Genomic DNA, 26,600 nt, shown 5'->3' on the forward strand with positions numbered 1-26,600 from the left:
AAAGTTAAGAAAATTCTTGAAATAATTATTTTACAATTAAAAAACTCTATGAATTAGATTAAGTCGATTCAATTTATTTTAGAGAAAGCCTGATCTAAATCCTCCAACAGATCGTCTGTATGTTCCAAGCCAACTGAAACCCGAATAAGATTCGGAGGTGTGAGTGTATCAGGTCCCTCCACAGCTGCTCTTCGCTCGATCAGACTTTCTATTCCACCTAAGCTTGTTGCGTTTGCAAAGAGTTTTAACTCGGAAATCAATTTATCCGCAGCCTCAGCACCTCCTTTGACCTGAAAGGAAACTACCCCTCCAAAACCGCTCATTTGAGAAGCAGCTATCTCATGTCCGGGGTGACTTTTGAGACCTGGATAGAAAACTTTTTCCACTTTCGGATTTACCAGAAAGTAATCCGCCAATACCATTGCATGCTCGGCATGTCCTTTCATCCGGTAAGCCAAGGACCGAATACTCCGAGCCAACCAGTAGCAGTCACTGGCAGAAGGCACAGCCCCTCCTACTCGTTGAGTGGTTCTTATTTTTGTCCAAAAATCATTTTTCTCTTTGGTCACCAAAGCTCCTCCAAGGATATCACTATGCCCTCCAAAATACTTGGTACTACTATGCATGACAATATCTGCTCCAAGCAAGAGTGGATTTTGGAAAACGGGAGTCGCAAAAGTATTATCACAGGCCAAAATCGCTTGATGCTCATGAGCGATTTCTGCAATTTTTCGGATATCACTGATCTTCAACAATGGGTTAGAAGGAGTTTCCACCCAAATAAGTCTAGTATTTGGTTGCAGTGCAGCTTTGATAGCTTCTAGATCGCTCATATCCACAAAACTGACCGTGTGAATTCCCTTGAAAAGCTTGGTCATGGAATTATGTAGCCCATGATACATATCATCCGGTGCGATGATATGTGAGCCAGGCTCGAGTGCCTGAAATACGGCAGTTCCGGCAGCATTTCCTGAGGAAAAAGCCGCAGCATCTGCACCCTGCTCTAGAGAGGCAATCAATTCTTCAAGGGAGATTCTATTGGGGTTACCAGCTCTGGTGTAAAGTAAACCAGCTTCATTTCCATGCTCAAAAGTGGTACTAAGGGTAATTGGCTGTACCACGGAGCCAGAATTATCAGTCACATGGTTACCTTTATGGATGGCGCGAGTTTCGAATTTCATGAGGCTTTTTGGATTTTGCCATCAAGTTATCAAAACCAACCAAAAAACAACCTGAGAAAAGTCACACAAAATTTAAACGCCCAATTCTTTTGAAAACTGGGCGTCGATTTTTTATCTAATCCGATCAACCGACCTGACCAAAGCTTCATCCTTGCGGATAAAACGATTAGCCAGCATATTAAAGACCATCGCTGCCAAGACTACCCAAAAACCCAATTGATAGGTACCAGATGAGGTAGCATTGATGGCATTATTTATTCCATTGGTGGTCAAGAATACAGCTACAACCAAGCCAACCATCACTAGGCTATTGATCATATTAAAAAGCATCTGCCGAGTGCGATTTTTATACTGAAAAATAGAAATTAAGGCCATCAGACCTGCAAAAGCAGCCAAAGTCGCAATGTACCACTTGGAAGATTCCTGAATAACCTCACCTGAGGTGTCTAGATTGCTGAGCATAAATGCAGATAATTGCCAGGAATCATCAGTCCCTGAACCTGTCTCTGTTTGCACCCAAAGGGTCGAACCGATGGTAATACCCATACAGATGACTACTAGGAAAAGAAATATGGTTTGAACGCGTTGGATCATTTTATCAATTTTTTGGCAAAGAAAAGGCCAATTCCCCGCTTTCACAAGGATTGAATAAATCTGATATCAGGAATCCTTACGGAATTGTATCTTTGCGGGGTATGAGTCAAAAAAAGCGTTATTTTCTGGAATTAAGCTACCATGGCAAACCCTTTCATGGCTGGCAGATACAGAAAAATGCCTTTTCCGTCCAGGAATCAATCGAATCGGCACTTTCCACTTTCTTTCAAAAACCCACCACCATCATGGGTAGCGGGAGAACGGACACGGGAGTACATGCAAGTCATCAAGTCTGTCATTTTGACTGCGATGTGGCATTTGAGCCTGAAAGATTGCTGAAAGCACTGAATGGAATCTTACCAAAAGAAATAGCCATTAAACGGATTCGGGAAGTAGAAAAAGATGCCAATGCCCGCTTTGATGCAATCGAACGTTCCTATTTCTACCGAATTATATTTCAAAAAAGTCCTTTTCAGGATGAGTTGGCCTGGACTCTTTTTGCCAATCCAGATTTAGAAAAAATGAATCTAGGGGCAAATTTTCTTTTGGGGGAGCAAGATTTCGAGGCTTTTAGTAAGGTTCATACGGAAGTCAATCACTTCCGCTGTCAAATAAAGAAGGCCTATTGGGAACAAAAAGACGGGGAATTGTTATTCCATATAACCGCTAATCGATTTTTGCGTGGGATGGTACGGGCAATTGTCGGAACTTTGGTGGATATTGGTCTCGGAAAGCGACTTCCAGAGGATATGCCAAAAATCATAGCTTCCAAGGACAGAGCACAAGCCGGTAAGGCTGCACCCGCAAAAGGATTGTTTTTGTGCAAAGTCATTTATCCCGAGAGCATTTATTTAGATTAAGAAATCTTGAGCTTAGAAAAAGAAAAAACTTCTTCCGGTGAAATTTTAGACACCAAAGTCCTGAAGCAATTGTACCGCTATGTACAGCCCTACAAGTTTCAGTTTTACCTGCTGGTGTTTTTGACCATTTCCTTGGCTTTGTTGGCTCCGACCCGCCCCTATTTCATCCAGGTAGCGATTGATGATTATGTGGCCATTGGGGACAGTTCTGGGCTGGTTCGGATGATCTACATCCTAGTAGGCCTGATGATTTTGCAGGCGATCGTGCAATGGGCTCATACTTTTTATTCAGGCTGGATCGGTCAGGTCATTATCCGAGACCTTCGAGTCAAACTCTTCAATCACTTACTGAAACTCAAGCTGAAGTTTTTTGACAATACACCCATTGGAAGGCTAGTTACCCGAAACGTCTCCGATATCGAAACATTGGCAGATGTTTTCAGCGAAGGCCTTGCAGCGATTATCGGTGACTTACTTCAGCTTGTGACCATTTTGGGTGTGATGTTTTACATCGACTGGAAGCTCACCTTGGTCAGCTTGTGTACTTTACCACTGATGATTATTTCGACTTACATCTTCAAGGAGAAAATCAAAGTCACCTTCAACGATGTCCGAAATGCAGTGTCTAATCTCAATTCCTTCCTTCAGGAGCACATTACCGGGATGAATATTGTGCAAATTTTCAATCGAGAAGAGCGAGAATTTGACAAATTCAAAGAAATCAACCGAGAGCATCGAACGGCACATATTCGCTCGGTACTTTATTATTCTATTTATTTCCCGGTAGCTGAAATCATCCAAGCAATAGGTATCGGCTTGGTAGTTTGGTACGGAGCAGTCGGGGTTTTAGGGATGGAATTGCAGGTAGGGGTATTGATCTCCTTTATCATGTACCTTCAGCTTTTCTTCCGCCCCATTCGGATGATTGCGGACCGATTCAACACCCTGCAAATGGGAGTGGTCAGTTCATCTAGGATCTTTAAGCTGTTGGACAGTGACGAGTATATTGCCAATGAAGGTGATTTCAAGCCAGAAAAAGTCAAGGGAAATATCCAATTTCAGGACCTTTGGTTTGCCTATGTGGATGAGGACTACGTTTTGAAAAACATCAATTTTGAGGTAAAAAGCGGACAAACTGTTGCCTTGGTTGGTGCCACAGGCGCTGGAAAGTCTTCCGTCATCAATTTGCTTTCACGCTTCTATGAAATCAATAAAGGAGCCATTACCATCGATGGGGCTGATATCCGGGATTTTGAATTGGGCACCCTTCGCAAGCACATTGGAGTGGTACTACAGGACGTTTTCCTTTTTTCGAACACCATTTACTACAATATCACCCTCGGCAATCCAAAAATCACCCGTGAACAGGTAATGGAAGCTGCCGAGATGGTTGGCGCTCGAAAATTCATCGAGCGACTTCCCGGAGGACTGGATTACAATGTGATGGAACGTGGAGCAACTCTCTCGGTGGGTCAGCGCCAATTAATTTCCTTTGTAAGAGCCATGGTGTACAATCCGGAGATCATTATCCTGGATGAGGCGACTAGCTCAGTTGATACTGAAACTGAAGAATTGATCCAGGAATCCATCGAAAAAATGATGAAAGGCCGAACCTCCATCGTAATCGCTCACCGACTTTCTACCATCCAAAAAGCTGATCAAATTATTGTTTTGCACAAAGGAGAGATCATGGAGCAAGGTCGACATGACGAACTTCTGGAAAAAGGTGGATACTACACCCAATTGCATCAAATGCAACTTAAAAGCATGGCAATCTAGCCTGGAATTTGCTTGAATCATCAAAACCAACTATTTATTCATCGTGAGAAACAAATTACTATTGCTTCTTTTCATGCTCCCATTTGCCTCTCTAGCCCAAGAAAGGGGAGCCGGTATCAGACTGGGCGAACCTTTTTCACTGACCTACAAAGATTTCTTTGACGACTATTGGTCTTGGGAAGTCATGCTGGGAAGTGGTGGAGTGAATGGCCCGAGCTACTATCAACGGGATTTCGAAAACAACCCACCCAACTCAAATGCATTCTATATTGGTCATTCGACCCGAAAAGGCGCCTCTATCCATGGTCGGGTAGCCTATCACGAAGATATCACCGATGCCTTTGACATTACTCAAGGCTATTTGCTAGGATATGGAGGAGCGGGAGTCCAGATACGTACCACTCAGGTCAATTATACCTACAATGTGGGAAATGGAAACGGCAACATATTCTCAGAGGACAGAAGCAACATAGATTTTGGTCCTGAGGTATTTGGAGGAGCTGAATATTACTTGGATGAGTTACCAATTTCGGTTTTTGGTGAGGTGGGACTTTTTGTAGAGCTACTGGACCGTGTCGGCCACATCAAATTCCAAGGTGGGATCGGGGTCCGTTATTTATTCTAAAATGAAAAATAAATTAGGCCTTGCTCTAATAGGTTTGGTAGTAATAGGAACTGTCGCCTACATCGTTTTCAACAAATTGGGTGGAAATACCCCGATAGAAATCTCCCTAATCAAGAAAAGTCCAGAGCCGCTTTCTGGTTTTTACTATGTAGGAACTCCCCAAGATGAAAGGCTATCGGAGGCATTTCAGGAAATGGAAAAACAAAAAAATCTCCATCCCGGCACCTTCCTACATACCATCTATGAGGTAGAACCTGCGGGAAAGCTCGACACCATGCGGGTTTTTGTTGGGATCAATCAAGCACTTTCCGGAGAAGAAATTGAGACGCGAATCTTTAGAGAACAAAGCTTTTTGTTAGCCAAAATTCAAGCCAACCGATGGGTAATGCCCGGGCCGGAAAAGGTTAAGGAACGAATCCGGGAATTTGCTGATTCAGCACAAATAAGTCTATCAGAGGTTTTCATTGACAAGATAATCGCTGAAAATGAAGTACATGTGATTGCCCCGGTAAAAGACTGAAAACAATTTAGGTTTTTTAATCAACCCTAGGATATTTATTACCGTAATAAAGACTATACTCTATTTAATAAATCAAAAATGAGAAAATTAACTGCAATTTTTGGACTTTTTGTTCTAACTTCCCTTAATGCTTTTAGTCAGTCTTCTACTGATTATTTAAATAATACACAGTATACAGTTAGAGGATTTCAACTTCCCATATATAAAATAATCCCCTCCTTAATATATATTTCAAGTACTGAGCAGGATTATGTAATTGAAATAGAGCAAGAAAGAGTTTATGAATATGACAATTCCAATATAATTGTAGATTCAACACTTGATTTTAAATTTCTCGTTTCTAAATGGACAAACCTAAGAACTTCTAGCGGACCTCGCGGCTCTGGTTCAACAACCGAAAGAAGGCTCATAAATATTGGATATGGAAATCAAGGTGAAAGAGGCACAATAGTTGTCCGAGAAGATAAAATAGTTGGAACTGCAATAATTATATATTTAACTCCAAACGGCCCCTATGAAGTGCCAATCAATATTTTAATATCTCCTTCAACAAATAATCTCTAATAAACATGTATAGAACTTTTAAACACCTGTTTTTCTTTATTGGAATAATTTCCCTGCAAGCCTGCGAAGGGCCTGAAGGCCCCATGGGTCCAGAAGGCGAACCAGGAATAAATATATTAGGGACAACCTATGAAGTGGAAATTGACTTTACAGAATCAAATGATTATACTGATCTATTTGAGTTTCCAGAAGACATAGTTGAAAGCGATGCAGTGTTAGTATATAGACTTTCCGGAGTTGATAATGGAAGAGATGTATGGAGAATTCTCCCTCAAAACTACTTCTTCGAAGAAGGTGTAATGATTTATAATTTTGACTATACTATCAGTGATTTTTCGATTTTTTTAGATGGCCCGATTAATTATTCTATTCTTGGATCTGAATGGACAGATGGACAAATTTTCAGAGTAATAGTCCTTCCTTCTGATTTCTTATCTGGAAGGATAAATTATTCTGACTATGAAAATACTTTGAAGTTGCTAAGTATTGACGAATCCGACTTCATCAGAATTGACGCAAAAAATTAAGCTATTTTCTAAACCAACTCTTCCCACAAACAGGATTGAAGCCATGCTCTAATCCTGTTTTTTTATGTCCAAAATTTTAAAGGCAAAACGCATTTGCTTCCTATCTTTGCCCCATGCAATTTCAAAATGATCTGCTGCTCCGGGCAGCCAAAGGCGAAAAAGTAGAACGAACACCCGTATGGCTTATGCGACAGGCAGGAAGAATCCTCCCTGAGTATCGAGCAGTCCGAGAATCCGTTTCAGGTTTTATCGAATTGGCTCAGACGCCTGAGTTGGCGGCGGAGGTTACCATTCAGCCAGTGGATCTACTAGATGTGGATGCAGCGATTATTTTTTCAGACATTTTGGTGATTCCCGAGGCCATGGGTTTGCCATACGAGATGGTGGAAAAAAGAGGCCCTTGGTTCCCAAATACCGTAAGCTCAGCGGCTGACTTAAAAAATCTTCGGGTAGCAGATGGTGCCAATGACCTTAGCTACGTGATCAAGGCCATCGAAATCACCAAAAAAGAATTGAATGGACGGGTTCCACTTATCGGATTTGCTGGAGCACCATGGACCATTTTTGCCTACATGGTGGAAGGCAGCGGAAGCAAAACTTTCTCCAAGGCTCGGGCCATGCTGTACCGAGAGCCGAAGCTTTCCCACCAATTACTTCAGATGATCACGGACAGCACCATCAATTATTTGAAAGCTCAAATCAAAGCGGGTGCTGATCTCGTACAGATTTTTGATAGCTGGGCAGGGATCTTGGGACCAGAGCAATACGATGAATTTTCTCTCCAATACATCGCCCAAATCTGTGATGCGGTACAAGAAGTTCCAAAAACCGTCTTTGCAAAAGGCGCATTTTTCGCTCGGGAGGCCATGGGTAAGTTGAACTGTGATACAATCGGCTTAGACTGGAATATGGGTATAGCTGAATCCAGAAAAATGATCGGTGCAGACAAAACGCTTCAGGGAAATCTTGACCCGGCAGCACTTTACGGAAATCCCGATCAGGTACGAAAGGCCACCCAAAATATGATGGAGCAATTCAAAGGAAGCAGACACATCGCCAATTTGGGGCATGGCGTCTATCCGGATATTGATCCTGAAATGGTCAAGGTCTTCATCCAAAGCGTAAAGGATTTCCAATAAACTTCTTTCACATATCTAATATCAAACTGTGATTTTTTAATCAGAGCCTGGATATCTATGCTTTTTTCCATCTCGGATATTGCCTGCTTGCTTTTTCTCTTATTCCCAATTTAAAGGTAGAATTATTGCGCTTTCCCCAATAAACCCTCAGTCTATTTGAAAAAATATTAATAAAAAGATTGATTTTTTATTTTATGGTATATTTTTGAGCCATATATCCTGACTAATACACTGAAATCTTATTATCAGGGTATAATTCAAACCTATTCTCAAACAAAACCTATTAAATCATGAAAAATCAGTTTAAAATTAAACTGAGAATGCTCTGTATTCTTTTAACAGGATACTCATTTCTCGCCATCTCTAACTCTGCCTTGGCGCAAGAAGAGAAAGAATTCAATTTCAGCGCTACGCTAAATTCCGATCAGTTCTTTGGGTTCTACCCAACCTTTGCAGGTTCCTATGGATTTTCAGATAAGGCTAGCTTTACCTTCTATGGAATCCTCTGGTCTGGAGGTACTGGTGGAGGCTGGGGCAATTGGACGGAGTTTGGAGTTGGAGCCAATTTCAAAGCAGCTGATGGCCTAGACATCAATCCGCAGATTGGTATTTTGGGCGGTAACTTGCTGAGCTCCGGTACCGCGGGCCCTGCTGTCTTTGGAGACGGGATCGTTCCTAATTTGACCGTCAATCTCAATAGAGACAAAACAGAAGGCCAAATTTATTTTGGCTACTACGCGCCACTTCGAGATGAGACCTTCGCTGATGGTACGACACTAGCCTACATTCACTATTGGGTGAACTTTGGGTTCAAAGCCAGTGACTTCTTCTCCATCGGTGCTCACTATGAGCATTTGATCAATTCGGGCGGATCCAATGTCGCTACCTCCACGGATGTCTATCAATGGTTAGGCCCATACGTGCAATTCGCTGATCCCAAAGGCGGTCCCTTTGCGCGCTTTTCATTCGGAACAGACCTTGTCGAAGGGAATGACTCCTTCTTTAAGTTGACAACCGGATTTTCCTTCTAGGAATCATTAAGTAAAACCAAAAAAGAGTCGATCAGAATTGATCGACTCTTAATTTAAGACTTCGATTTTGTCCCCTATACGGACTACTCCCTCGCCTAGCGCTACCATATTTTGACCAAAAAACACCTTACTACCTACTGTTCGGTAGCTAGCCAAAGTTTTTAATGGCTCCTTGCTAGTTTCAGCTGTATTTTGATTTACGGTTGTCATCACACAGCGCGCGCAGGGCTTTACTATTTGGAAAGCCACCTCCCCGATTTGGATTTTTTGAAGGGAGTCTTCCTGGAAAGCTTCTCCTCCTGAAAAAACAATATTTGGCCGAAATCTATCCATGGGCACGGGTTGATCCAATCGTCGATTCAAGTCTTCCAATGACTCTTGACCGATTAATAAATAAGGCATTCCATCCGCAAAACTGACTGCTTCTGCATTGACAGCATACTTGGGGCTCACTGCTCGTCTGGTAGATTCAGGCATGATTACCAGCCTAACTTCTTTATCTAAAAATTCCGAAAACCATTGATCATATTGCTCGGCAAGCAACCTAGCTTTCATCGTATCATCCCAGACTACCACAGAAACTTCTTCCCCCGGCGCCAAAGTATAGGGAATAAGAATGGAGTCATGTTGACGCTTCTTTTGATAAACCAAAAGTCCCTCAGGGGTGAGTTCAACTCCAAGTAGGGCAAGCTTAGGATAGGTCCTTTGGGATACAAAAAGTCCTTCTGAATCGATCAGCATCCACCTCCGGTCATATTTAAACCCCTTTTCTTCAACCTCAGCTTGATCCAAGCGGATACCACCCAAGGACTTGATCGGATAGATGAAAATATCTTGCACTACCATAGAACTCTAGCTATTTATTCCTACCCTGAAAGATAGCTGGAAGTTTGGAGAAACTTCAATAAAACCACTGGAAGAGAAACAAGACAAGACCAGTCCTGTAAACCAAGCTAAAACCCAATAGTACAAAGACAATCAAAAACCAACGAAGCCGATCCTGATTATTTTTATTATCAAAAAAACCTCTCATGACCAATAGATGCAGTCTAGATCATCAAAGTTGCATCGAAGGAAGAAAAATCTGTCAGGAAAAATCAGCCACTGTGCCAATATGCAGGAAAAGTCAGGAATCCACCCACATAAAATCTGACATTGTGACACAAAAATCTCAAAAACCCGGGATGGCATACGCATTGATTCAATGGAATTAAATTAAAAAAGCAACTAAATAAAATTTATAATCATGGGAAAAATTATAGGCATTGACTTGGGTACCACCAACTCCTGCGTAGCCGTGATGGAGGGAAATGAACCTGTAGTCATCCAAAACAGTGAAGGAAGAAGAACCACACCATCAATTGTGGCTTTTCTTGACAATGGAAATGGAGAACGAAAAGTAGGTGATCCTGCCAAGCGTCAGGCTATTACCAACCCTGCCAATACGATTTCATCTGTGAAGCGATTCATGGGTAAAAAGTTTTCTGAAGTTTCTGAAGAAAAAAAGCATGCTTCTTATAAAGTAGAGCAAGGCTCAAATGACACGGTAGCCATCAAAATCGGTGACCGTTCTTATACTCCACAGGAACTTTCTGCTATGATCCTTCAAAAAATGAAGAGCACTGCGGAAGATTTCTTGGGTCAAGAAGTGACTGAGGCGGTAATTACTGTACCGGCTTACTTTAACGATTCCGAGCGTCAAGCGACAAAAGAAGCTGGACAAATTGCCGGTTTGGAAGTGAAGCGTATCATCAACGAGCCAACTGCAGCAGCATTGGCATACGGGATGGACAAGAAAAATCAGGATATGAAAATCGCCGTGTATGACCTCGGTGGTGGTACGTTTGATATTTCTATCCTTGAGCTGGGTGATGGAGTATTTGAAGTGAAGTCTACTAATGGTGATGTACACCTTGGTGGTGATGACTTTGATCAAGTTATTATCAACTGGCTAGCTGACGAATTCAAAGCAGAGGAGCAAATTGACTTGAGACAAGATCCAATGGCTCTTCAAAGACTGAAAGAGGCTGCAGAGAAAGCTAAAATCGAACTTTCGAGCTCCTCTTCCACTGAGATCAACTTGCCTTACATCACTGCAACTCAGACTGGTCCAAAACACTTGGTACGCAACCTTTCTAGAGCAAAGTTTGAGCAGCTATCCGAAGACTTGGTAAGAAGAAGTATGGAGCCATGTAAGAAGGCGCTTCAGGATGCTGGATTGAGTGCTTCTGATATCGATGAAGTAATCCTAGTGGGTGGTTCTACTCGAATCCCTAAAATCCAGGAAGAAGTAGAAAAATTCTTCGGCAAGAAGCCATCTAAAGGTGTAAACCCTGACGAAGTAGTAGCTATCGGAGCAGCTATCCAAGGTGGTGTCTTGACAGGTGAAGTGAAAGACGTACTTCTATTGGATGTCACACCACTATCACTTGGTATTGAAACCATGGGTGGAGTGATGACCAAGCTTATCGAAGCTAATACGACTATCCCTACCAAAAAATCTGAAGTATTCTCAACAGCTGCTGATAATCAGCCTGCTGTAGATATACACGTGCTACAAGGTGAAAGACCGCTAGCGAAGGACAATCGTACAATCGGTAGATTCCAACTAGCAGATATTCCACCAGCACCACGTGGTGTACCTCAGATCGAAGTGACCTTTGATATCGATGCCAACGGTATCCTGAATGTATCTGCCAAGGACAAAGGAACCGGCAAAGAGCAAAAAATCAAGATCGAGGCATCTTCTGGACTTTCTCAGGAAGATATCGACCGAATGAAGAAAGAAGCAGAAGCAAATGCTGCAACAGATAAAGCTGAAAAAGAGAAAATCGAAAAACTAAATCAGGCAGACAGCTTGGTGTTCCAGACAGAAAAGCAGTTGAAGGAATACGGAGACAAGCTTTCCGAAGGTAACAAAACAGCTATCTCCGGAGCTTTGGATCAGTTGAAAGCAGCACATCAAGCTCAGGATTTGGGAGCGATCGACTCTGGAATGGAAGCTCTAAACAAAGCTTGGGAAGCAGCTTCTCAGGAAATCTATAACGCAACTCAAGGTGCCGGTGCACAGCCAGGAGCTGATGCAGGTGCCGGAGCCTCTGCCGAAAGTGGAGATGGAGTTTCTGACGTAGATTACGAAGAGGTAAGCGAAGACAAAAAATAATCAAAGCTAAACCAATAAAAGATGGCATCTGTATATAGTACAGGTGCCTCTTTTTTTGATTCAAACACCGATCTTCTATGCAACTGACAGCCGACAATAAATTGAAAAAAATAATAGTGGTTGGAGACCGGGTTCTGATCCGCCTCAAAAAGCCCAATGAAAAAACTTCCTCCGGACTCTACCTTCCTCCAGGAGTGCATGAGAAAGAAAAGGTTCAGCAAGGCTATATCATCAAAGCTGGTCCCGGATATCCGATTCCGATGCCTGTAGACGATCACGAGCCTTGGATGGACAGTGAAGAAAAGGTGAAATATGTACCCCTTCAAGCAAAAGAAGGTGATTTAGCCATCTTTCTACTCTCAGGAGCACATGAGGTGATGTACGAGGGAGAGAAATACTACATCGTTTCGCAAGGAGCTATTTTGATGCTAGAGCGAGAGCAAGACTTATAAAAAAAAGAGGCTCAAAAGCCTCTTTTTTGTTTTTATTTAAGAGAAGCAAATTCTTTGGCAAAGTAGGTTAATATAATTTTTGCCCCTGCACGCTTAATAGATGTCAGGACTTCTAGCATAGCTCGTTCTCCATCTATCCAGCCTTTTTCTGCTGAGGCCTTGATCATGCTATATTCACCGGAGACATTATATGCAGCTATTGGCAGCGGGAAATTGTCTTGAAGCAGTTTAATGATGTCCAAATAACTCAGGGCAGGCTTCACCATCAAAAAATCAGCACCTTCCTCCATATCCAAATCCGCCTCAATTAAGGCTTCCTGACTATTTGTAGGATTCATTTGATAGGTCTTCTTGTCTCCAAACTTCGGAGCGGAATCCAAGGCATCCCGAAACGGTCCGTAAAAAGCACTGGCATACTTAGCCGTGTAAGACATGATCGAAACATCCGTGAATCCGTGACTGTCCAACTCTTCCCGGATATAGCCTACACGACCATCCATCATATCAGAAGGACCTAAAATATCCACTCCAGCGTCAGCCTGAGCCAGGGACATTTTGGCTAAAATCTCCAAAGTCTCGTCATTCAGGATTTTTCCATTCTGCACGATCCCATCATGACCGTCAGAGCTATACGGATCCATGGCGACATCCGACATCAAACAGATTTCAGGAAACTCCTTTTTGATCGCACGAAGCCCTTGAAGATAAAATGTCTCCGGATTATAGCTTTCCTTTGCAAATGGATCTTTTAATGACTCCGGATAAGCCGGAAAAACATCAAAGGCCTGAATTCCCAGTTTCAGGCAGGACTCTATCTCCAAAAGCATCTCATCAATCGAGAATCGATAAATTCCCGGCATGGAGTCCACCTCGATTTTCTTCTTCTGACCATCAATCAGGAAAAGAGGAAAGATCAAGTCTTTAGTGCTCAAAGATGTTTCTTCCACCAATTCACGGACTGATGCTGATTTTCGGTTTCTTCTTGGTCTACGGTATTGCATAATTATAGCGAATGAATTGCTTCGAATGAAAGTTTAGAATAATCTTCGATATATAAGTCACAGGTTGGCAAATCCTCTTTACCATGCGATGAAAGTACTCCAACTACTTTCATTCCTGCATTTTTTGCTGCCATGACTCCTGAGAAAGAATCTTCAAACACCACGCACCTATCCGGAGCTACTTCCAACTTGGACGCACTTTTTAAATATACTTCGGGGTCAGGTTTGTGTTTATTGACATGCTCACTGGCAAAAGTTGATTCGAAGTGAGGGTATAAATTCAATTTCCCCGCAATCAATTCCAAGTTGAGTAATGGAGCAGAAGTTGCTACACCAGTCTTAAAATTATTGGATTTCAGCATTGTCAAGAATTCCAAAAATCCAGGAATTGGGTCAACATGATGCTGATAAATCTCTCTGAAAAGCCCCTCTTTTTCATCTTCCAGTTCCAAAAGTTCTTGACCTTCAATTTTCCTACCCAAAAAATGACTTAGAATATAGGAGTTATTTTTCCCATACATATGCTGAGCAAATTCCTCCTCGGTGGGGTATACATTTCTTTTCTCGAAAAAAATCCTAAACGCTTTAGAATGGTATGGATTGGTATGACATATAACCCCATCCATATCGAAAATCACTGCTTGATTCATACTATTTTAAAAGAAAGGCCGCCATTCTTATCGAACAAAGCGGCCTTAGCATTTGATCTTTTATTCAATTAATTAAACTCGGCTATTACTCGCTCGATAATATCACAGCATTCATGAAGCTGCTCTTCAGTCATCACAAGCGGCGGAGCAAATCGAATGATATTTCCATGGGTTGGCTTAGCAAGCAAGCCATTCTCTGCTAGCTTCACACAAATATCCCAAGCAGTAGAGCTATCCTCTGAATCGTTGATGACGACGGCATTAAGTAACCCTTTGCCTCTCACAAGCTTTGCGATTGGGAATTTATCAACCATTTTTTGCATACGATCTCGGAAAATCTGTCCCAGTTTTCGAGCATTTTGGGCTAGCTTCTCATCTCTCACAACTTCCAAGGCTGCCATAGCTACTTTAGTTCCAAGAGGGTTTCCTCCAAAAGTAGATCCATGCTGCCCTGGTTTGATAACATCCATGACATCTCGATCTGCCAATACTGCAGAAACAGGATAAAAACCTCCCGAGATGGCTTTCCCTAGAATCAACATGTCTGGTTTGGTGTACGTGGACTGACGCTCACAGTGAGCTTCACAGCTACAATTCCCACAGACCGCCAATAAGGAACCTGTACGGGCTATGCCCGTTTGGATTTCATCAGCTATGAATAGTACGTTTTTCTCTTCGCAGGCTGCTTTGGACTTTCGGATGAAATCTTCCGAAGGAGTATATACTCCAGCTTCCCCTTGGATGGGCTCCACCAAAAATGCTACTACTTCTGGATCCTGAAGTGCCGCTTTTAGGGCATCGACATCATCATAAGGAATTTTTATAAAGCCTGCCGTGTAAGGTCCAAAGTTCTTTCGCGCATTGGCATCATTAGAGAATGAAATGATGGTAGTCGTCCTACCATGGAAGTTATTTTCTGCAACAATAATTTTGGCTCGGTTTTCATCAACTCCTTTTCGCTCGTAGCCCCACTTTCGAGCAATTTTGATAGCGGTCTCCACGCCTTCAGCGCCCGTATTCATCGGCAGGACTTTTTCAAAGCCGAAGTACTCGGTGATATACTTTTCGAACGGACCTAATACATCATTATAGAATGCTCTAGAAGTAAGCGTCAAAGTACCCGCTTGCTCGATTAGAGCATCCTTGATCCTAGGATGACAGTGTCCTTGATTGACCGCCGAATAAGCGGATAGAAAATCATAATATCTCTTTCCTTCTACATCCCAAAGAAAAACACCTTCCCCCTTTGTCAATACTACGGGCAGTGGATGATAATTATGAGCACCGTATTGGTCTTCAAGTTGGATTGCCTGCTTACTGGAAGTGATGGTCTGCATATCTTTTAGTAATTTTGGGATTATGTTAGAACAATAAAGTTCAAATATACAAAATGCCCTATTGCCCACGGAATGAAACCTGAAAAGAAAGCAAGCAATCCTCCTTCTTTAGAACCCGGAGATTATTATTTCAATGAGCAGGGCTTGATGGTTTTTACAGAAAAATACCATCTCAAGCGGGGCTATTGTTGCGGAAGCGGGTGTAAGCACTGTCCTTTTCCAAAAAGCTGAGGATTTAACCAGAATATTTTCAGGGGCTTTATTGCTTATTCGCAAAAAGTTCCGATATTTGCAGACCAATTACAGAAACGCACATCCATTACGATACTGAATCATGGCAAAAGTTTGCGACATTACCGGAAAAAGACCTCAAGTGGGTAACAATGTGTCCCATGCTAATAACAAAACCAAGCGTAGATTTTATCCAAATCTACACAAGAAGACCTTCTACGTACCAGAAGAAGATGCTTGGATCACATTGAAAGTTAGCTCCAAGGCACTGAAGACGATCAACAAAAAAGGTATCTCTGCAGTATTGAAAGAAGCTCAGAACAAAGGGATGATCGTTATCAAATAATCATATCTCAGCGATAAACATTTAGAAAGATGGCTAAGAAAGGAAATAGAGTTCAGGTGATTTTGGAGTGCACAGAGCACAAGACATCCGGAATGCCAGGTACTTCTCGGTATATCACGACCAAGAACAGAAAGAATACAACAGAGCGATTGGAATTGAAAAAATTCAATCCTATTCTTAAGCGTGTGACCGTACACAAAGAAATTAAGTAATTCACAAGGAGCAATCCCTAACCCATATTCATCATGGCAAAGAAAGTAGTAGCAACCCTGAAAAAAGAAGGTGGTGTGACTTACGCCAAAGTAATCCGTGCTGTCAAGTCTGACAAAACCGGTGCTTATACCTTTAAAGAAGAAATGGTTCCTAGCACACTCGTGCAGGATACGTTGAAAAAATAAGTTGCCATCAGGCATATTTCATAGCAAAGTCCCTCTGTACTTCGGTCAGTAGGGACTTTTTTAGTATTTTTCAATTCATACAATCGAATCAACATGGGAATCTTTGGTTTTTTCTCAAAAGAAAAAAAAGAAAGCTTAGATCAAGGACTTCAAAAGTCGAGTCAATCCATCTTTTCAAAACTCAGTAAGGCAGTCGTAGGGAAATCCAAGGTGGACGAGGAAATCCTTGACGAACTCGAAGAGGTATTGATCACTTCCGATGTAGGAGTGGATACGACCATCAAAATCATTGAGCGGATCGAAGAACGGGTAGCTCGCGACAAATATGTCAATACGGAGGAACTCGACACAATTCTCCGAGAAGAAATCATTGGGCTTTTGGAAGAAAATCAATCCCAAGACTTTTTAGATTTTGACATTCCTCAAGATAAAAAGCCCTACGTCATCATGGTGGTCGGAGTCAATGGTGTTGGAAAAACTACCACAATCGGAAAATTAGCCAGCCTATTCAAAAATGCCGGAAAATCAGTGGTTTTAGGCGCAGCCGATACTTTCCGTGCTGCTGCAGTGGACCAATTGATTCTATGGGGAAACCGAGTAGGTGTCCCGGTAGTTTCTCATGGCATGAATACAGATCCAGCTTCCGTAGCTTTTGATACAGTCAAAAAAGGAAAGGAAGAAAATGCAGACGTAATCATCATTGACACCGCAGGAAGATTACATACCAAGGTCAACCTGATGAATGAACTCACCAAAATCAAGCGGGTGATGCAAAAATTCATCCCTGATGCTCCTCATGAGATACTATTGGTGCTCGATGGATCAACAGGTCAAAATGCATTTATCCAAGCAAAGGAGTTTACCAAAGCCACCGAAGTCACTTCTCTTGCCATCACCAAACTAGACGGCACAGCAAAAGGTGGCGTAGTCATCGGAATTTCTGATCAATTTAAAATCCCAGTAAAATATATCGGTGTAGGAGAAAAGGTAACTGACTTACAACTATTTAACCGAAAGGAGTTTGTAGATTCTCTTTTCTCGAAGAAGTAATTTAGCCCCTCAGATAAATTATAAAGCCCCGTTTTGGGGATTTTTTTTTGCCAAAATTTGAACCTTAAATTTTTTTTATCGTAATTCAATGTGATATCAATTTAATATCATACTGAAATGGAAAAAATAACAAAACCCATCACTGGCTATTTGATCATCTTAATTGATCTTTTGATGATCCCGGCTGCAGTTTTCTCATTCCTCAATGAAATGCCGATTCCCGGAGTAATCTGCATTTTTCTTTTGATTTTGATCATTCCAGGCTTTTTCATCGTGGAGCCAAACAAATCCATGGTATTACTTCTCTTTGGTGAATACAAAGGGACCGTCAAAGCCAATGGCTTTTTCTGGGTAAATCCTTTTATGACCAAAAAGAAGATCTCTTTGAGGGTTAGAAACTTCGAAAACAAACCTTTGAAGGTTAATGACAAAATCGGTAATCCCGTCATGGTCGGAACTATTGTCGTCTGGCAGGTGGAAGATACATTCAAAGCAACTTTTGATGTAGAAGACTATGAAAATTTCGTCCATCTTCAATCCGATGCAGCAGTAAGGAAAATGGCTGGACTTTATCCTTATGACAATTTCGAGGATGAAGATGCCGAGATCACACTTCGATCTGGAGTTGAGGAAGTGAATCAATCGCTAGAGGAGGAAATATCTGAAAGACTACATCACGCTGGCATTAAAGTAATCGAAGCTAGAATTTCCCACCTTGCCTATGCGTCTGAAATCGCATCGGCCATGCTACAAAGACAGCAAGCAACCGCAATTGTAGCAGCAAGACAAAAAATTGTAGAGGGTGCGGTTGGAATGGTTGAAATGGCACTCGAGGACTTGAAAGTCAAAGATATTATTGAATTTGATGAGGAGAAAAAAGCCACCATGGTGTCTAATCTGATGGTAGTTCTTTGCTCTGACAAGAGTGCAAGCCCGGTATTAAATGTTGGTACGCTGAACCAATAAGTCATGGCACATCAAATATTTCAGGAAAGCCAGAGTTATCGGGGCACTTGGATTATGTATTTGTTGCTCATGACTGAGCTACCCATCATTGTATTGGTACTTGTAATCATGCAAACCACTGATTCAGATCCCAATGAAACAGCTATGGGAATGGCAGTATTGGTTGGAGTGTCTGCTTTAGTCTTTATTCTAATGATGGCTATTCGCCTAGAAAGTAGAATAGACGAAAAAGGGGTCCATTACCGCTTTTTCCCTTTTATCAATAAATGGAGAACGCTTCCAAAATCTCAAATCCGAAGCCTGAAAGTAATCAATTACTCTCCATTGACGGATTATGGAGGTTGGGGAATCAAAGGAAATAAAACAACAAAGGCCTTTAGCATCATCGGTGATATGGGCCTACTAATAGACACTGGAGAGAAAAAGAAAATAATGATTGGCACTCGAAAAGAGTCCGAACTGAAGGCTTTTCTAAGATACTGGCAGGAGGAAAATAATGAGTAAGAAAAAGGCTTTTGCACTACGAATTAATGAGGACACCATGCAAGCGATTGAGAAATGGGCTGCGGATGAATTCCGCAGCACCAACGGTCAGCTGGAATGGATTATTCGCGAGGCACTCAAAAAAGCCGGGAGATTACCCAAAAACCAAAAGTCATCCGAAGAATGAATTTTACCTGCTTTTTTATTTGATTGATGAAATTTGTAATTTCAGGTAAACTAACCAATAGAAATTATGAAACGATTCATCAAACTCATACTGCCCCTTTTTCTTTTGACATTATTTGCAGTACCCCAATTGGTACATGCTCAGCAATCAGAAATGACCAAGGAAGAAAAAGTTGCTGCCAAAGAAGAGCAAAAAGCAATGAAAGCGAAAGCCAATTATGAAAAGGCTAAAGAATCACTCGCTAAAAACGAGGAGAAACTCGCCAAAATGAAGGAAAAGCTTGAGAAAAGCAGAGCAAAATTTGATAAGGATAACACAGCGGGGAAGCTTTCTCCAAATGATGTCGCAAAATTGACTAAGAAAATTCAGAAAGAGGAAAAATCAATCGAAAAGCTCGAAAAAGACATCGAAAAACTAAAAGAAGAAATAGCTGAATATGAAGAAGAAGGCGGGTCTTAACCCGCCCTTTTTTTTGACCTTTTTCTTTTATTCAGCGGTATACAGAAGTTGGTTTGTCTCAAAATCATACAGCGTTAGCGCTCTCAATTCGTAGTAAGCCAACCAAAAATCTCTCAATGCACTGAAATAAGCCCTTCGATTGGTATCTTTTTCATTTTGAGCAATGGAGAGGTCAGTGATCGATACATTGCCTGACTGATAGCGCTTGATGGCGATTTCATATCGTCGCTGAGCCACTTCGTCAGATACTTTTGTCACTTGAAGACGCTCTTTGATCATTAGAAAGTTTTTGACTTTTGTGAAGATCTCCTGTTCGAAATTAATCTGATCCTGCTCCACGGTATATTCCACAAGCTGCTGATTTGCTTCTGCTTGAGCCATTCGCGCTTTATTTCTCCCCCAATCCAATACAGGTACTGAAAAGCCTAAGCTGACCAAAGCCTGAGTGTTCGGGTTTTGATAGATGTCAGGGAAAGTCAAAGCGGCATTGTTAAAACCATAGCTGGCATTGAGCTGAACGGCGAAGCGTTGTCCTTTTGCTTCCGCCAAAGCAGCCTCTGCCTCAATTTTTCTCCGTTGAAAAGCTAGTGCCTCTGCCCTATTTTGGAATGCTAAAGAAATGGCATTATCCACGTTTACATCAAAATCTGGCACATTTTCTGGTGATTCAAGCTGTATCAGTGTATTGGGATCTAAGCCGATAAATGAATTCACAGCAAGTGCCGAGCTTTCCAGGTCCAACTTTGCTTGTGCCAAATCCTGTCTCGCCTGAAGCACCTGAAGTTCTACCTGCAGAAGCTTATCCTCGAAAGTCGTTCCTAATTGATACCTCGCTTTCTCTATTTCAAAAATCTCCTCCGTGTTACTCAGATTCTGTGTCGCAATATCCACATTGGCCTGAGCAAGCAAATAATCAAAAAAGAGCTGACTGACGAAAAAAGAAACTTGTTCCATTTCCTGCACATACGCTCGCTTGCTTTCTTCAAAAAGCAAAGGCTGAATTTTTTTATCCCACTTGAAAGGATTGTAGGCGAAAATTGGCTGCTGCAAGCGAATATTTACCGGGACACCGGACCAACGAGTCTGCACATCATTTGGACTGGCCAGGAAATTATCAAATCGATTGGTTGAAGTATTTACTGAAATAACCCCTCCGGTAGGTGAAATTACCTGCTGAAGCCCCAACTCCAAGTCCATGAAGTTCTGCTGCACCTCAAGGAATTCGATAGATCCATCAGGCTGTGTAATGCTATTAAATGCCTGAGAATAGCTAGGAATTGTACCGTTCAATCGCAGTTGAGGATTGTAATTTGATCTAAAGAGTCTGTATTGCCAATATCTGTTTTCCTTTTGTGTTTTGGCACGAAGGGAAGCTGGTGATAGTTCCTTGGCACGCTGCACCATATCTTGAAGGGTGTAGGTTACCGTTTCTTGGGCTTTGGTTTCAAAAAAGGGGAAAGAAAAAATCCCCATTGAGAGTAGTAGGATAAATAATTTTTTCATGCAGTTAACTTAGGCGGTTAAAATAATTTAACTAAAATACTGATAGATATCTCAATTCCAAACCAACTCATCTTCATCTGATGCTAAAAAATGCTAAAACATTTTTTGGATGACTAGCTAGCCAAAGCTTCGATAGCTAAATTGCAACTCCATGATCAAAAACATCATTTCCTTCGTCATTCGCTACCTTCCCAGACCCTTTTTGCAGCGTGTCAGCCCTTTGGCTATGAAATTTTTTGCCTGGAAAAATAAAGGTGATGCTGTCCAGTGTCCAGTTTGTCAATCTCAATTTGGAAAGTTTTTGCCCTATGGAAGAAAGGCACGCGAAAATGCACTTTGCCCCAACTGCCTTTCATTGGAGCGGCATCGCTTGATGTGGCTCTTTCTTCAGGAAAAAACCAACTTCTTCACTGCCAATCTCCGCGTATTACATGTGGCTCCAGAACACTGCTTTTTGAAGCCCTTCGATTCGCTAAAAAACTTGGAATATATCACCGCGGATATTGAGTCTCCTTTGGCCAAGGTTAAAATGGATATCCATGATATTCCTTTCCCTGATGCTAGCTTTGATGTAGTATTTTGCAATCATGTATTAGAGCACGTCGACGATGATATCAAGTCCTGTGCAGAGATCAACAGAGTTTTAAAACCCGGTGGCTGGGGAATCTTGCAATCGCCGGTATATGACCTACCGGAAACTTTGGAAGATAAATCAATCACTGACCCGGCTGAAAGGGAGCGCATCTTTGGCCAGCGAGACCATGTAAGAAAGTATGGAAAAGACTATGCAGAGCGGTTGAGAAGGTCAGGATTAGAAATTGAAGAGAATGACTTCGTCAAAAACCTTCCTGCTGAAATGGTTCAAAAGTTCGCTTTACCTCCTGATGAGACCATTTTTGTTTGTAAAAAGGGCGTTTAACCTTTATGGGTATACGCGTTCTTACCAAGACCGAAATTGTGCGGATAAAATTCTGGGAAAATGATCGATTTTTGCAGCTTCCGTCATCCGACATCGGACATCCGGCTAGATTAGCAAAGAAAATTAGGTTACTGGCATCATTGCGGATAATCATATTAACCCTTTACAAGCTTTCTAAAACCTTCGACAAGCAAGCCGGCCCCATAACCAGCCAATTGAAGAATCGAAGTTGCAATAGCCAGCCCTCCTACTTTTAGGGACATGTATTGAAGACTTGCAAAAAATAAGACCAAGGTGATCCAAGTCAAAAAGACCAAGATCAATACTGGAAAAATAGACCAGGAAAAAAGACCTGAAACAAAGGTTAAAGCTAAGAATACCAAAAATGCAGAAGGTAATAAATGAACCAGCTTTACGGCATCTGGGTGATACCTCGACACATTAACCCGATTCTGACCAAAGGAATAGGCTTGATTGAAAAATGATTTCAAAGTATTCTTTCGCTTATGAAATACAAAGGCTTCTCGGACTAGCTCGAGTTTAAATCCGGACTTCTTTATTCGAATACTCCATTCGATGTCTTCTCCACGATTCGGATCTACAAAGCCTTTTGTCTCTTCAAAAACCTGTCTAGACACGCCCATATTAAACCCTCTCGCTTGGTAAGAAGCCGGGTTTTTCATTTTTCCACGAATCCCTCCTGTCGTCAAAAAAGAGGTCATTGCAAAATCCATTGCCTTTTGCAAGGTTGAAAAACTGGATTCGGCCGCATCAGGACCTCCAAAAGCGTCTAAATTTCTAGACTCAATTGCCATCTTGAGTCTTTCGAGATAATCTTTGGGAACAATTACATCCGAATCAAAAATGACATAGAAAGAGCCTTTAGCTTCTTGCATTCCGTGATTCCTGGCAAAGCCCTGACCTTGATTCTCTTGATAGAGGTAATGGATATTTAGCTTTTCGCTAAATGAATCACATACCGACTCAGATGTCAGCGATGAACCATCCTCAATGACAATCACCTCAAAATCTTGGAAAGATTGGGCCGAAAGTGAGTCCAAAAGCTCCCGAAGTTCTTCAGGGCGATTGTAAACTGGAATGATTACCGAAAAAAACATCAATAGTCAAAGTTGATTTCTTCGTCTATTTTGTACTCTGATTCTTTGGATTGGTTTGAAGTCATCAACTCCGCGATAAATCCTGTAACAAACAATTGAACACCAATGATCAACGCCACCAATGCTAAAAAGAAAAGCGGTTGGTCCACGATTTCACGCACTTCTAGACCCTTTTTTAGACCATAAATCTTCTGAAAAATAAGCCAGCAAGTGATCAAAAAACCAGAAACAAAAGAAAGCGTACCCAGGAGCCCGAAAAAGTGCATGGGTTTCTTTTTGTATCGATGTACAAATGAAACTGAAATCAAGTCCAGAAAACCATTGAGAAATCGCTCGATCCCAAACTTTGAGACCCCATATTTTCGGGCTTGATGTTGGACTACCTTTTCACCTATTTTCCCAAACCCATTCCACTTGGCTAGAAGGGGGATATAGCGGTGCATTTCTCCGTAGACCTGAATGTTTTTGACGACTTTTAATTTATAAGCTTTTAGACCACAATTAAAATCATGTAGCTTGATCCCAGAAATCCATCGTGTCACTGCATTAAAGAAGCGGGAAGGTATTGTCTTGGTGATTGGATCGTGACGCTCTTTTTTCCAGCCTGAGACGACATCATAGCCTTCCTCATGAATCATTTGAAAGAGTTCAGGAATCTCATCCGGGCTATCCTGAAGGTCTGCGTCAAGGGTGATGACAACTTTTCCTTGTGCCTTTTTAAAGCCAGCGTCGAGAGCTGCTGACTTTCCATAATTTCGGGTAAAGTTGATTCCTTTGATATTCCCATTGTCTTCAGCCAAGCGGCTTATTACAGCCCAAGAGTCGTCTGTACTTCCGTCATTGACCAAAATAATTTCATAAGAAAAGCCGTGATCGTTCATGACACGGCTAATCCATTGAGTCAATTCTGAAAGGGATTCCTCCTCGTTAAATACAGGAACAACCGCCGAAATTTGCAACATATCAGTAATCCAGTGATTTATCTTTTTTCTTCAGAATAGCACCCGTGATAAGGGAAAGAATTGCATAAAATATAAGGGCAAAACCAAAGCTTTTAATTTGCCCCATTAAAGAGAAACCATCTGATATGGAATTCCTCATTTCGTCCAATTGCTCAGCAGACATCGAATCTGCGGACGCACCGAAACTTTCCATCATTTCTAAAGTATTTTCCACAGATTGGTCTGCAAGAACAGAAGGCAATGCAGGGTCAATTACTTGATAAAGCAGTATTCCTCCTATGATGGAGATTAATCCAGCAACCACCATCGTGATGAAAGAAAAATTGAAGGCCACGCCAAAGGTCATGAATCCACCTAATTCAGCCCGGTACTGCCTGCCGAAGAAGATAACCAATACAAAGAATATGGCAAGAGCCACAAGTCCAAACCAACCCGCTACTAGTAGGCTAGAATCAATAAAATATACCAGAAACGTAAGTGCAACGGAAACTAAGCCAATGGTAAGACCTGGTCTTACGGCAGCTTGAAAAGGAGTTTGTTTTTCTTCCATAGTCGTTTAATTGGGGTTTTTCCTGAAAATAATAGAAATAATAATGGTAAAAAACAGTCCGGGGACTATTTTCCAAATTCCATCGTTGATCGCAATGTCAATCGAAGCCATTTCTTGAATACTTTTTTGGGTTGCTTGGAAGGACTCTTCCCCTACTTGAGAAATGATAGTATCCTTACTTTGCTCCATAACCTGAATTTTTGAGGCCTTTATAACTTCAAAAAGATCGGGATAAAGAACTAAAATAATCCAAATCCCCAAAGCAGAGATAATAGCGATCAGCATGTAAGTCACGAAACCTACTGACATTCCTTCCGCAAAAGAAAGGTAGCCATTATTTGAATAATCTTTAAAAAACTTCAAGGCCAAGAAAATGGAAACTGGAGTGATAATGTATCCAAAAATCAAATTCAGATTTGTCGGATCTGGCTGAACCCAAGCTAAAAATCCAAAGGAAATTAAACTTAGAATTCCTCCCAAGGTTCCAAACTGATAAGCAGAACTGAGGTATTTATTCATTGATTTTCAGAAGATTTCCTTCATATATCCTGTATTTGACCTTTCCGATTAACTCTTTGCCAAACCATGGATTATTAGAAGCTAAAGAATGATTGGAGTCCTCGTTGTATATCCATTTTTCCTTTGGATCGAAAATCGTGAAACCCCGAGAAATCTTTGAATCAAGGACCTTTGCTGGTCCATCGGTTATTTTTTCTAATAACAATTCCCAACCTAGCTCTTCTTGCAATTGATTTAGCGCAGGCAAAAAAGTCTGCAATCCTGTCATACCAAAAGCGGCTAGATCAAACTCCATAAATTTCGAATCGAAATCTTCAGGTTGATGATTGGAAACCAAAGCATCGATGGTTCCATCCTTCAAACCTTCAATTAATGCGTCTCTATCTTCTTTCTCTCGAAATGGAGGATTGACCTTTAGGTTGGGATCAAAATCAAATAAATCCTGATCATTAAAAATCAATTGATAGATAGAAACATCCGCAGTAATATTCAGGCCTTCTTTTTTGGCTTGCCTTATCAGGTCGACTGACTTCGCAGTACTGATAGTCTGAAAATGTACACGTCCACCTGCATATCGAAGCAATTCTAAATTTCTTTGGATTGCTACTTCTTCTGCCAGTCTTGGAATTCCTTTCATCCCCAATTGGGTAGAAACTTCCCCTTCGTGCATCTGACCAAATATTGCCAGTAAAGGATCATAAGCATGATCAAAAAGAATCCCGTTGACACGTTGTAAATATTGGATAATCTTGAGGTAGCGATCACTATTGGAAAGAGAGACTTTTCCCTCACCAAATATGGTGACCCCAGACTGGAAATGTAGATCTAGAATTTCTGTCAGATCTTCTCCCTGAGTACCTTTAGTAACTGCAGCTTGGGGAATGATTTCAACTGGAAAGGCTTTGGACTTACTCAATAAGAAATCAACCAATCCCTTATTTTCAATTACTGGATCAGTATTGGGAGTAAGAACAGCTGCTGAAAATCCGGAAACATTAAGGCTATTGCAAAGGCTCTCAATTGTTTCTTTATGTTCGTGACCAGGTTCTCCCGCGCTTACTCTCAGATCAACCCAACCCTCAGAGCAAATCCAACCTTCAGCTATGATAGTCTCAGTGGGGGATGAGTGATAAGATCCAGCAGGAATAATCTCTCCATTATCAAAGATAAAGTCCCCAATTGTGGCCTTTCCCTTGTGAATCCATCTCAACCCTTTAAATAATACAGCCATTCGATCGTGATTTGCTACAAAACTGCGACAATAATCCAAAAATGAAAAATAAATCTCCTAATCAGGAATGAATATTATCAGATTTCATTGATCACAAAAAGAGGGTTGTCCTAAAACCAAAAAACCCCAATCGGTAGATTGAGGTTTTGAATAATGAGGCGGCGACCTACTCTCCCGGGTGTAACCCCAGTACCATCGGCGCTGCAGGGCTTAACTGCTCTGTTCGGGATGGGAAGAGGTGGAACCCCTGCGCCA

General features: G+C 41.5%; 32 protein-coding genes and 1 rRNA gene. 20 read left to right on the forward strand and 13 right to left on the reverse strand.

What is annotated here, in order from left to right:
* Positions 1-68: 68 nt before the first annotated feature.
* Together CDH51_RS19335 and CDH51_RS19340 are read right to left on the reverse strand one after the other, a co-directional pair.
* On the reverse strand, positions 69-1,181 hold the full coding sequence (locus tag CDH51_RS19335; protein ID WP_100630222.1) for a trans-sulfuration enzyme family protein: 1,113 nt from the start codon (positions 1,179-1,181) through the stop codon (positions 69-71).
* Positions 1,182-1,292: 111 nt separating this feature from the next.
* Positions 1,293-1,775: a DUF4293 domain-containing protein gene (locus CDH51_RS19340; RefSeq protein ID WP_100630223.1), complete on the reverse strand. Its 483-nt coding sequence runs from the start codon at positions 1,773-1,775 to the stop codon at positions 1,293-1,295.
* A 101-nt stretch (positions 1,776-1,876) separates the two neighbouring features.
* On the opposite strand from CDH51_RS19340, the gene truA reads away from it, so the two are divergent.
* The 8 genes from truA to CDH51_RS19380 all read left to right on the forward strand — a co-directional run bounded on the left by truA (position 1,877) and on the right by CDH51_RS19380 (position 8,820).
* Entirely contained in the window at positions 1,877-2,635 is a 759-nt protein-coding gene (gene truA, locus CDH51_RS19345; protein ID WP_100630224.1) for a tRNA pseudouridine(38-40) synthase TruA, read from the forward strand.
* A 6-nt stretch (positions 2,636-2,641) separates the two neighbouring features.
* Positions 2,642-4,414 carry an ABC transporter ATP-binding protein gene (locus CDH51_RS19350; protein WP_100630225.1) on the forward strand — a complete coding sequence of 591 codons (1,773 nt, stop codon included), beginning with the start codon at positions 2,642-2,644 and terminating at the stop codon, positions 4,412-4,414.
* 43 nt (positions 4,415-4,457) lie between these two features.
* Positions 4,458-5,039, forward strand: coding sequence for a hypothetical protein (locus tag CDH51_RS19355; protein ID WP_100630226.1), 582 nt, complete (start codon positions 4,458-4,460; stop codon positions 5,037-5,039).
* A 1-nt stretch (position 5,040) separates the two neighbouring features.
* Positions 5,041-5,559: a hypothetical protein gene (locus tag CDH51_RS19360; protein ID WP_100630227.1), complete on the forward strand. Its 519-nt coding sequence runs from the start codon at positions 5,041-5,043 to the stop codon at positions 5,557-5,559.
* Between the two features lie 78 nt (positions 5,560-5,637).
* Positions 5,638-6,123, forward strand: coding sequence for a hypothetical protein (locus CDH51_RS19365; RefSeq protein WP_100630228.1), 486 nt, complete (start codon positions 5,638-5,640; stop codon positions 6,121-6,123).
* A gap of 5 nt (positions 6,124-6,128) precedes the next feature.
* Complete coding sequence (locus CDH51_RS19370; RefSeq protein ID WP_100630229.1) at positions 6,129-6,650, forward strand: hypothetical protein; 522 nt, start codon at positions 6,129-6,131, stop codon at positions 6,648-6,650.
* Between the two features lie 113 nt (positions 6,651-6,763).
* Positions 6,764-7,789 (forward strand): uroporphyrinogen decarboxylase, encoded by a 1,026-nt coding sequence (gene hemE / locus CDH51_RS19375; RefSeq protein WP_100630230.1) that lies wholly within the window; start codon positions 6,764-6,766, stop codon positions 7,787-7,789.
* Between the two features lie 290 nt (positions 7,790-8,079).
* The gene (locus tag CDH51_RS19380) at positions 8,080-8,820 is read left to right on the forward strand and encodes a DUF6733 family protein (RefSeq protein WP_232724868.1); all 741 of its coding nucleotides are present in this window, start codon (positions 8,080-8,082) and stop codon (positions 8,818-8,820) included.
* A 48-nt stretch (positions 8,821-8,868) separates the two neighbouring features.
* Here the strand turns inward: CDH51_RS19380 and CDH51_RS19385 are convergent, their stop codons facing one another.
* On the reverse strand, positions 8,869-9,666 hold the full coding sequence (locus CDH51_RS19385; protein ID WP_100630231.1) for an MOSC domain-containing protein: 798 nt from the start codon (positions 9,664-9,666) through the stop codon (positions 8,869-8,871).
* 400 nt (positions 9,667-10,066) lie between these two features.
* Between CDH51_RS19385 and dnaK the strand changes: the two genes are divergently transcribed.
* On the forward strand, positions 10,067-11,983 hold the full coding sequence (gene dnaK, locus CDH51_RS19390) for a molecular chaperone DnaK (RefSeq protein WP_026946863.1): 1,917 nt from the start codon (positions 10,067-10,069) through the stop codon (positions 11,981-11,983).
* A gap of 77 nt (positions 11,984-12,060) precedes the next feature.
* Entirely contained in the window at positions 12,061-12,435 is a 375-nt protein-coding gene (locus tag CDH51_RS19395; RefSeq protein WP_026946862.1) for a co-chaperone GroES, read from the forward strand.
* A gap of 32 nt (positions 12,436-12,467) precedes the next feature.
* On the opposite strand, the gene hemB is transcribed toward CDH51_RS19395, so the two are convergent.
* The 3 genes from hemB to rocD all read right to left on the reverse strand — a co-directional run bounded on the left by hemB (position 12,468) and on the right by rocD (position 15,423).
* On the reverse strand, positions 12,468-13,436 hold the full coding sequence (hemB, locus tag CDH51_RS19400) for a porphobilinogen synthase (RefSeq protein ID WP_100630232.1): 969 nt from the start codon (positions 13,434-13,436) through the stop codon (positions 12,468-12,470).
* A gap of 2 nt (positions 13,437-13,438) precedes the next feature.
* The gene (locus tag CDH51_RS19405; protein WP_100630233.1) at positions 13,439-14,086 is read right to left on the reverse strand and encodes an HAD family hydrolase; all 648 of its coding nucleotides are present in this window, start codon (positions 14,084-14,086) and stop codon (positions 13,439-13,441) included.
* A 68-nt stretch (positions 14,087-14,154) separates the two neighbouring features.
* Positions 14,155-15,423: an ornithine--oxo-acid transaminase gene (rocD, locus tag CDH51_RS19410; RefSeq protein WP_100630234.1), complete on the reverse strand. Its 1,269-nt coding sequence runs from the start codon at positions 15,421-15,423 to the stop codon at positions 14,155-14,157.
* Positions 15,424-15,495: 72 nt separating this feature from the next.
* Here rocD and CDH51_RS20230 point away from each other — a divergent pair, with 72 nt between their 5' ends.
* From CDH51_RS20230 to CDH51_RS19450, 9 genes are all read left to right on the forward strand, one after another.
* Positions 15,496-15,654: a DUF5522 domain-containing protein gene (locus CDH51_RS20230; protein WP_162142704.1), complete on the forward strand. Its 159-nt coding sequence runs from the start codon at positions 15,496-15,498 to the stop codon at positions 15,652-15,654.
* 103 nt (positions 15,655-15,757) lie between these two features.
* Positions 15,758-16,000 (forward strand): 50S ribosomal protein L28, encoded by a 243-nt coding sequence (gene rpmB, locus CDH51_RS19415; protein ID WP_026946858.1) that lies wholly within the window; start codon positions 15,758-15,760, stop codon positions 15,998-16,000.
* Positions 16,001-16,029: 29 nt separating this feature from the next.
* A complete protein-coding gene (gene rpmG / locus CDH51_RS19420; RefSeq protein WP_026946857.1) occupies positions 16,030-16,212 on the forward strand; it encodes a 50S ribosomal protein L33 in 183 nt (60 codons plus the stop codon).
* Between the two features lie 33 nt (positions 16,213-16,245).
* On the forward strand, positions 16,246-16,398 hold the full coding sequence (locus tag CDH51_RS19425; protein WP_081701440.1) for a DUF4295 domain-containing protein: 153 nt from the start codon (positions 16,246-16,248) through the stop codon (positions 16,396-16,398).
* A gap of 93 nt (positions 16,399-16,491) precedes the next feature.
* A complete protein-coding gene (gene ftsY, locus CDH51_RS19430) occupies positions 16,492-17,448 on the forward strand; it encodes a signal recognition particle-docking protein FtsY (protein ID WP_026946856.1) in 957 nt (318 codons plus the stop codon).
* A gap of 117 nt (positions 17,449-17,565) precedes the next feature.
* Complete coding sequence (locus tag CDH51_RS19435; RefSeq protein ID WP_100630235.1) at positions 17,566-18,414, forward strand: SPFH domain-containing protein; 849 nt, start codon at positions 17,566-17,568, stop codon at positions 18,412-18,414.
* Positions 18,415-18,417: 3 nt separating this feature from the next.
* Positions 18,418-18,918 (forward strand): hypothetical protein, encoded by a 501-nt coding sequence (locus CDH51_RS19440; protein WP_134202815.1) that lies wholly within the window; start codon positions 18,418-18,420, stop codon positions 18,916-18,918.
* The gene (locus tag CDH51_RS19445) at positions 18,911-19,084 is read left to right on the forward strand and encodes an Arc family DNA-binding protein (protein ID WP_100630237.1); all 174 of its coding nucleotides are present in this window, start codon (positions 18,911-18,913) and stop codon (positions 19,082-19,084) included. Before CDH51_RS19440 ends, CDH51_RS19445 begins: the two co-directional genes overlap by 8 nt.
* Positions 19,085-19,150: 66 nt before the next feature.
* Positions 19,151-19,543, forward strand: coding sequence for a hypothetical protein (locus CDH51_RS19450; RefSeq protein ID WP_100630238.1), 393 nt, complete (start codon positions 19,151-19,153; stop codon positions 19,541-19,543).
* A 27-nt stretch (positions 19,544-19,570) separates the two neighbouring features.
* Here CDH51_RS19450 and CDH51_RS19455 read toward each other — a convergent pair whose 3' ends face one another.
* Positions 19,571-21,046, reverse strand: a complete 1,476-nt coding sequence (locus CDH51_RS19455) for a TolC family protein (protein ID WP_100630239.1) — start codon at positions 21,044-21,046, stop codon at positions 19,571-19,573.
* Between the two features lie 154 nt (positions 21,047-21,200).
* Here CDH51_RS19455 and CDH51_RS19460 point away from each other — a divergent pair, with 154 nt between their 5' ends.
* Positions 21,201-21,965, forward strand: coding sequence for a class I SAM-dependent methyltransferase (locus CDH51_RS19460; RefSeq protein WP_100630251.1), 765 nt, complete (start codon positions 21,201-21,203; stop codon positions 21,963-21,965).
* A 155-nt stretch (positions 21,966-22,120) separates the two neighbouring features.
* On the opposite strand, the gene CDH51_RS19465 is transcribed toward CDH51_RS19460, so the two are convergent.
* The 6 genes from CDH51_RS19465 to rrf form a co-directional block, all read right to left on the reverse strand.
* Positions 22,121-23,083: a glycosyltransferase gene (locus tag CDH51_RS19465; protein ID WP_100630240.1), complete on the reverse strand. Its 963-nt coding sequence runs from the start codon at positions 23,081-23,083 to the stop codon at positions 22,121-22,123.
* On the reverse strand, positions 23,083-24,045 hold the full coding sequence (locus CDH51_RS19470) for a glycosyltransferase family 2 protein (protein WP_100630241.1): 963 nt from the start codon (positions 24,043-24,045) through the stop codon (positions 23,083-23,085). The genes CDH51_RS19465 and CDH51_RS19470 overlap by 1 nt, the downstream gene beginning before the upstream one ends.
* Position 24,046: 1 nt before the next feature.
* On the reverse strand, positions 24,047-24,595 hold the full coding sequence (locus CDH51_RS19475) for a DUF4199 domain-containing protein (protein ID WP_100630242.1): 549 nt from the start codon (positions 24,593-24,595) through the stop codon (positions 24,047-24,049).
* A gap of 6 nt (positions 24,596-24,601) precedes the next feature.
* Entirely contained in the window at positions 24,602-25,114 is a 513-nt protein-coding gene (locus tag CDH51_RS19480; protein ID WP_100630243.1) for a DUF4199 domain-containing protein, read from the reverse strand.
* Positions 25,107-26,345 (reverse strand): dihydroorotase, encoded by a 1,239-nt coding sequence (locus CDH51_RS19485; RefSeq protein WP_100630244.1) that lies wholly within the window; start codon positions 26,343-26,345, stop codon positions 25,107-25,109. Before CDH51_RS19485 ends, CDH51_RS19480 begins: the two co-directional genes overlap by 8 nt.
* A 153-nt stretch (positions 26,346-26,498) precedes the next feature.
* A 5S ribosomal RNA gene (rrf, locus tag CDH51_RS19490) occupies positions 26,499-26,600 on the reverse strand; the annotation flags it as partial.

The organism is Algoriphagus formosus (genome assembly GCF_002807035.1).
GTDB classification, from domain to species: Bacteria; Bacteroidota; Bacteroidia; order Cytophagales; family Cyclobacteriaceae; genus Algoriphagus; species Algoriphagus formosus.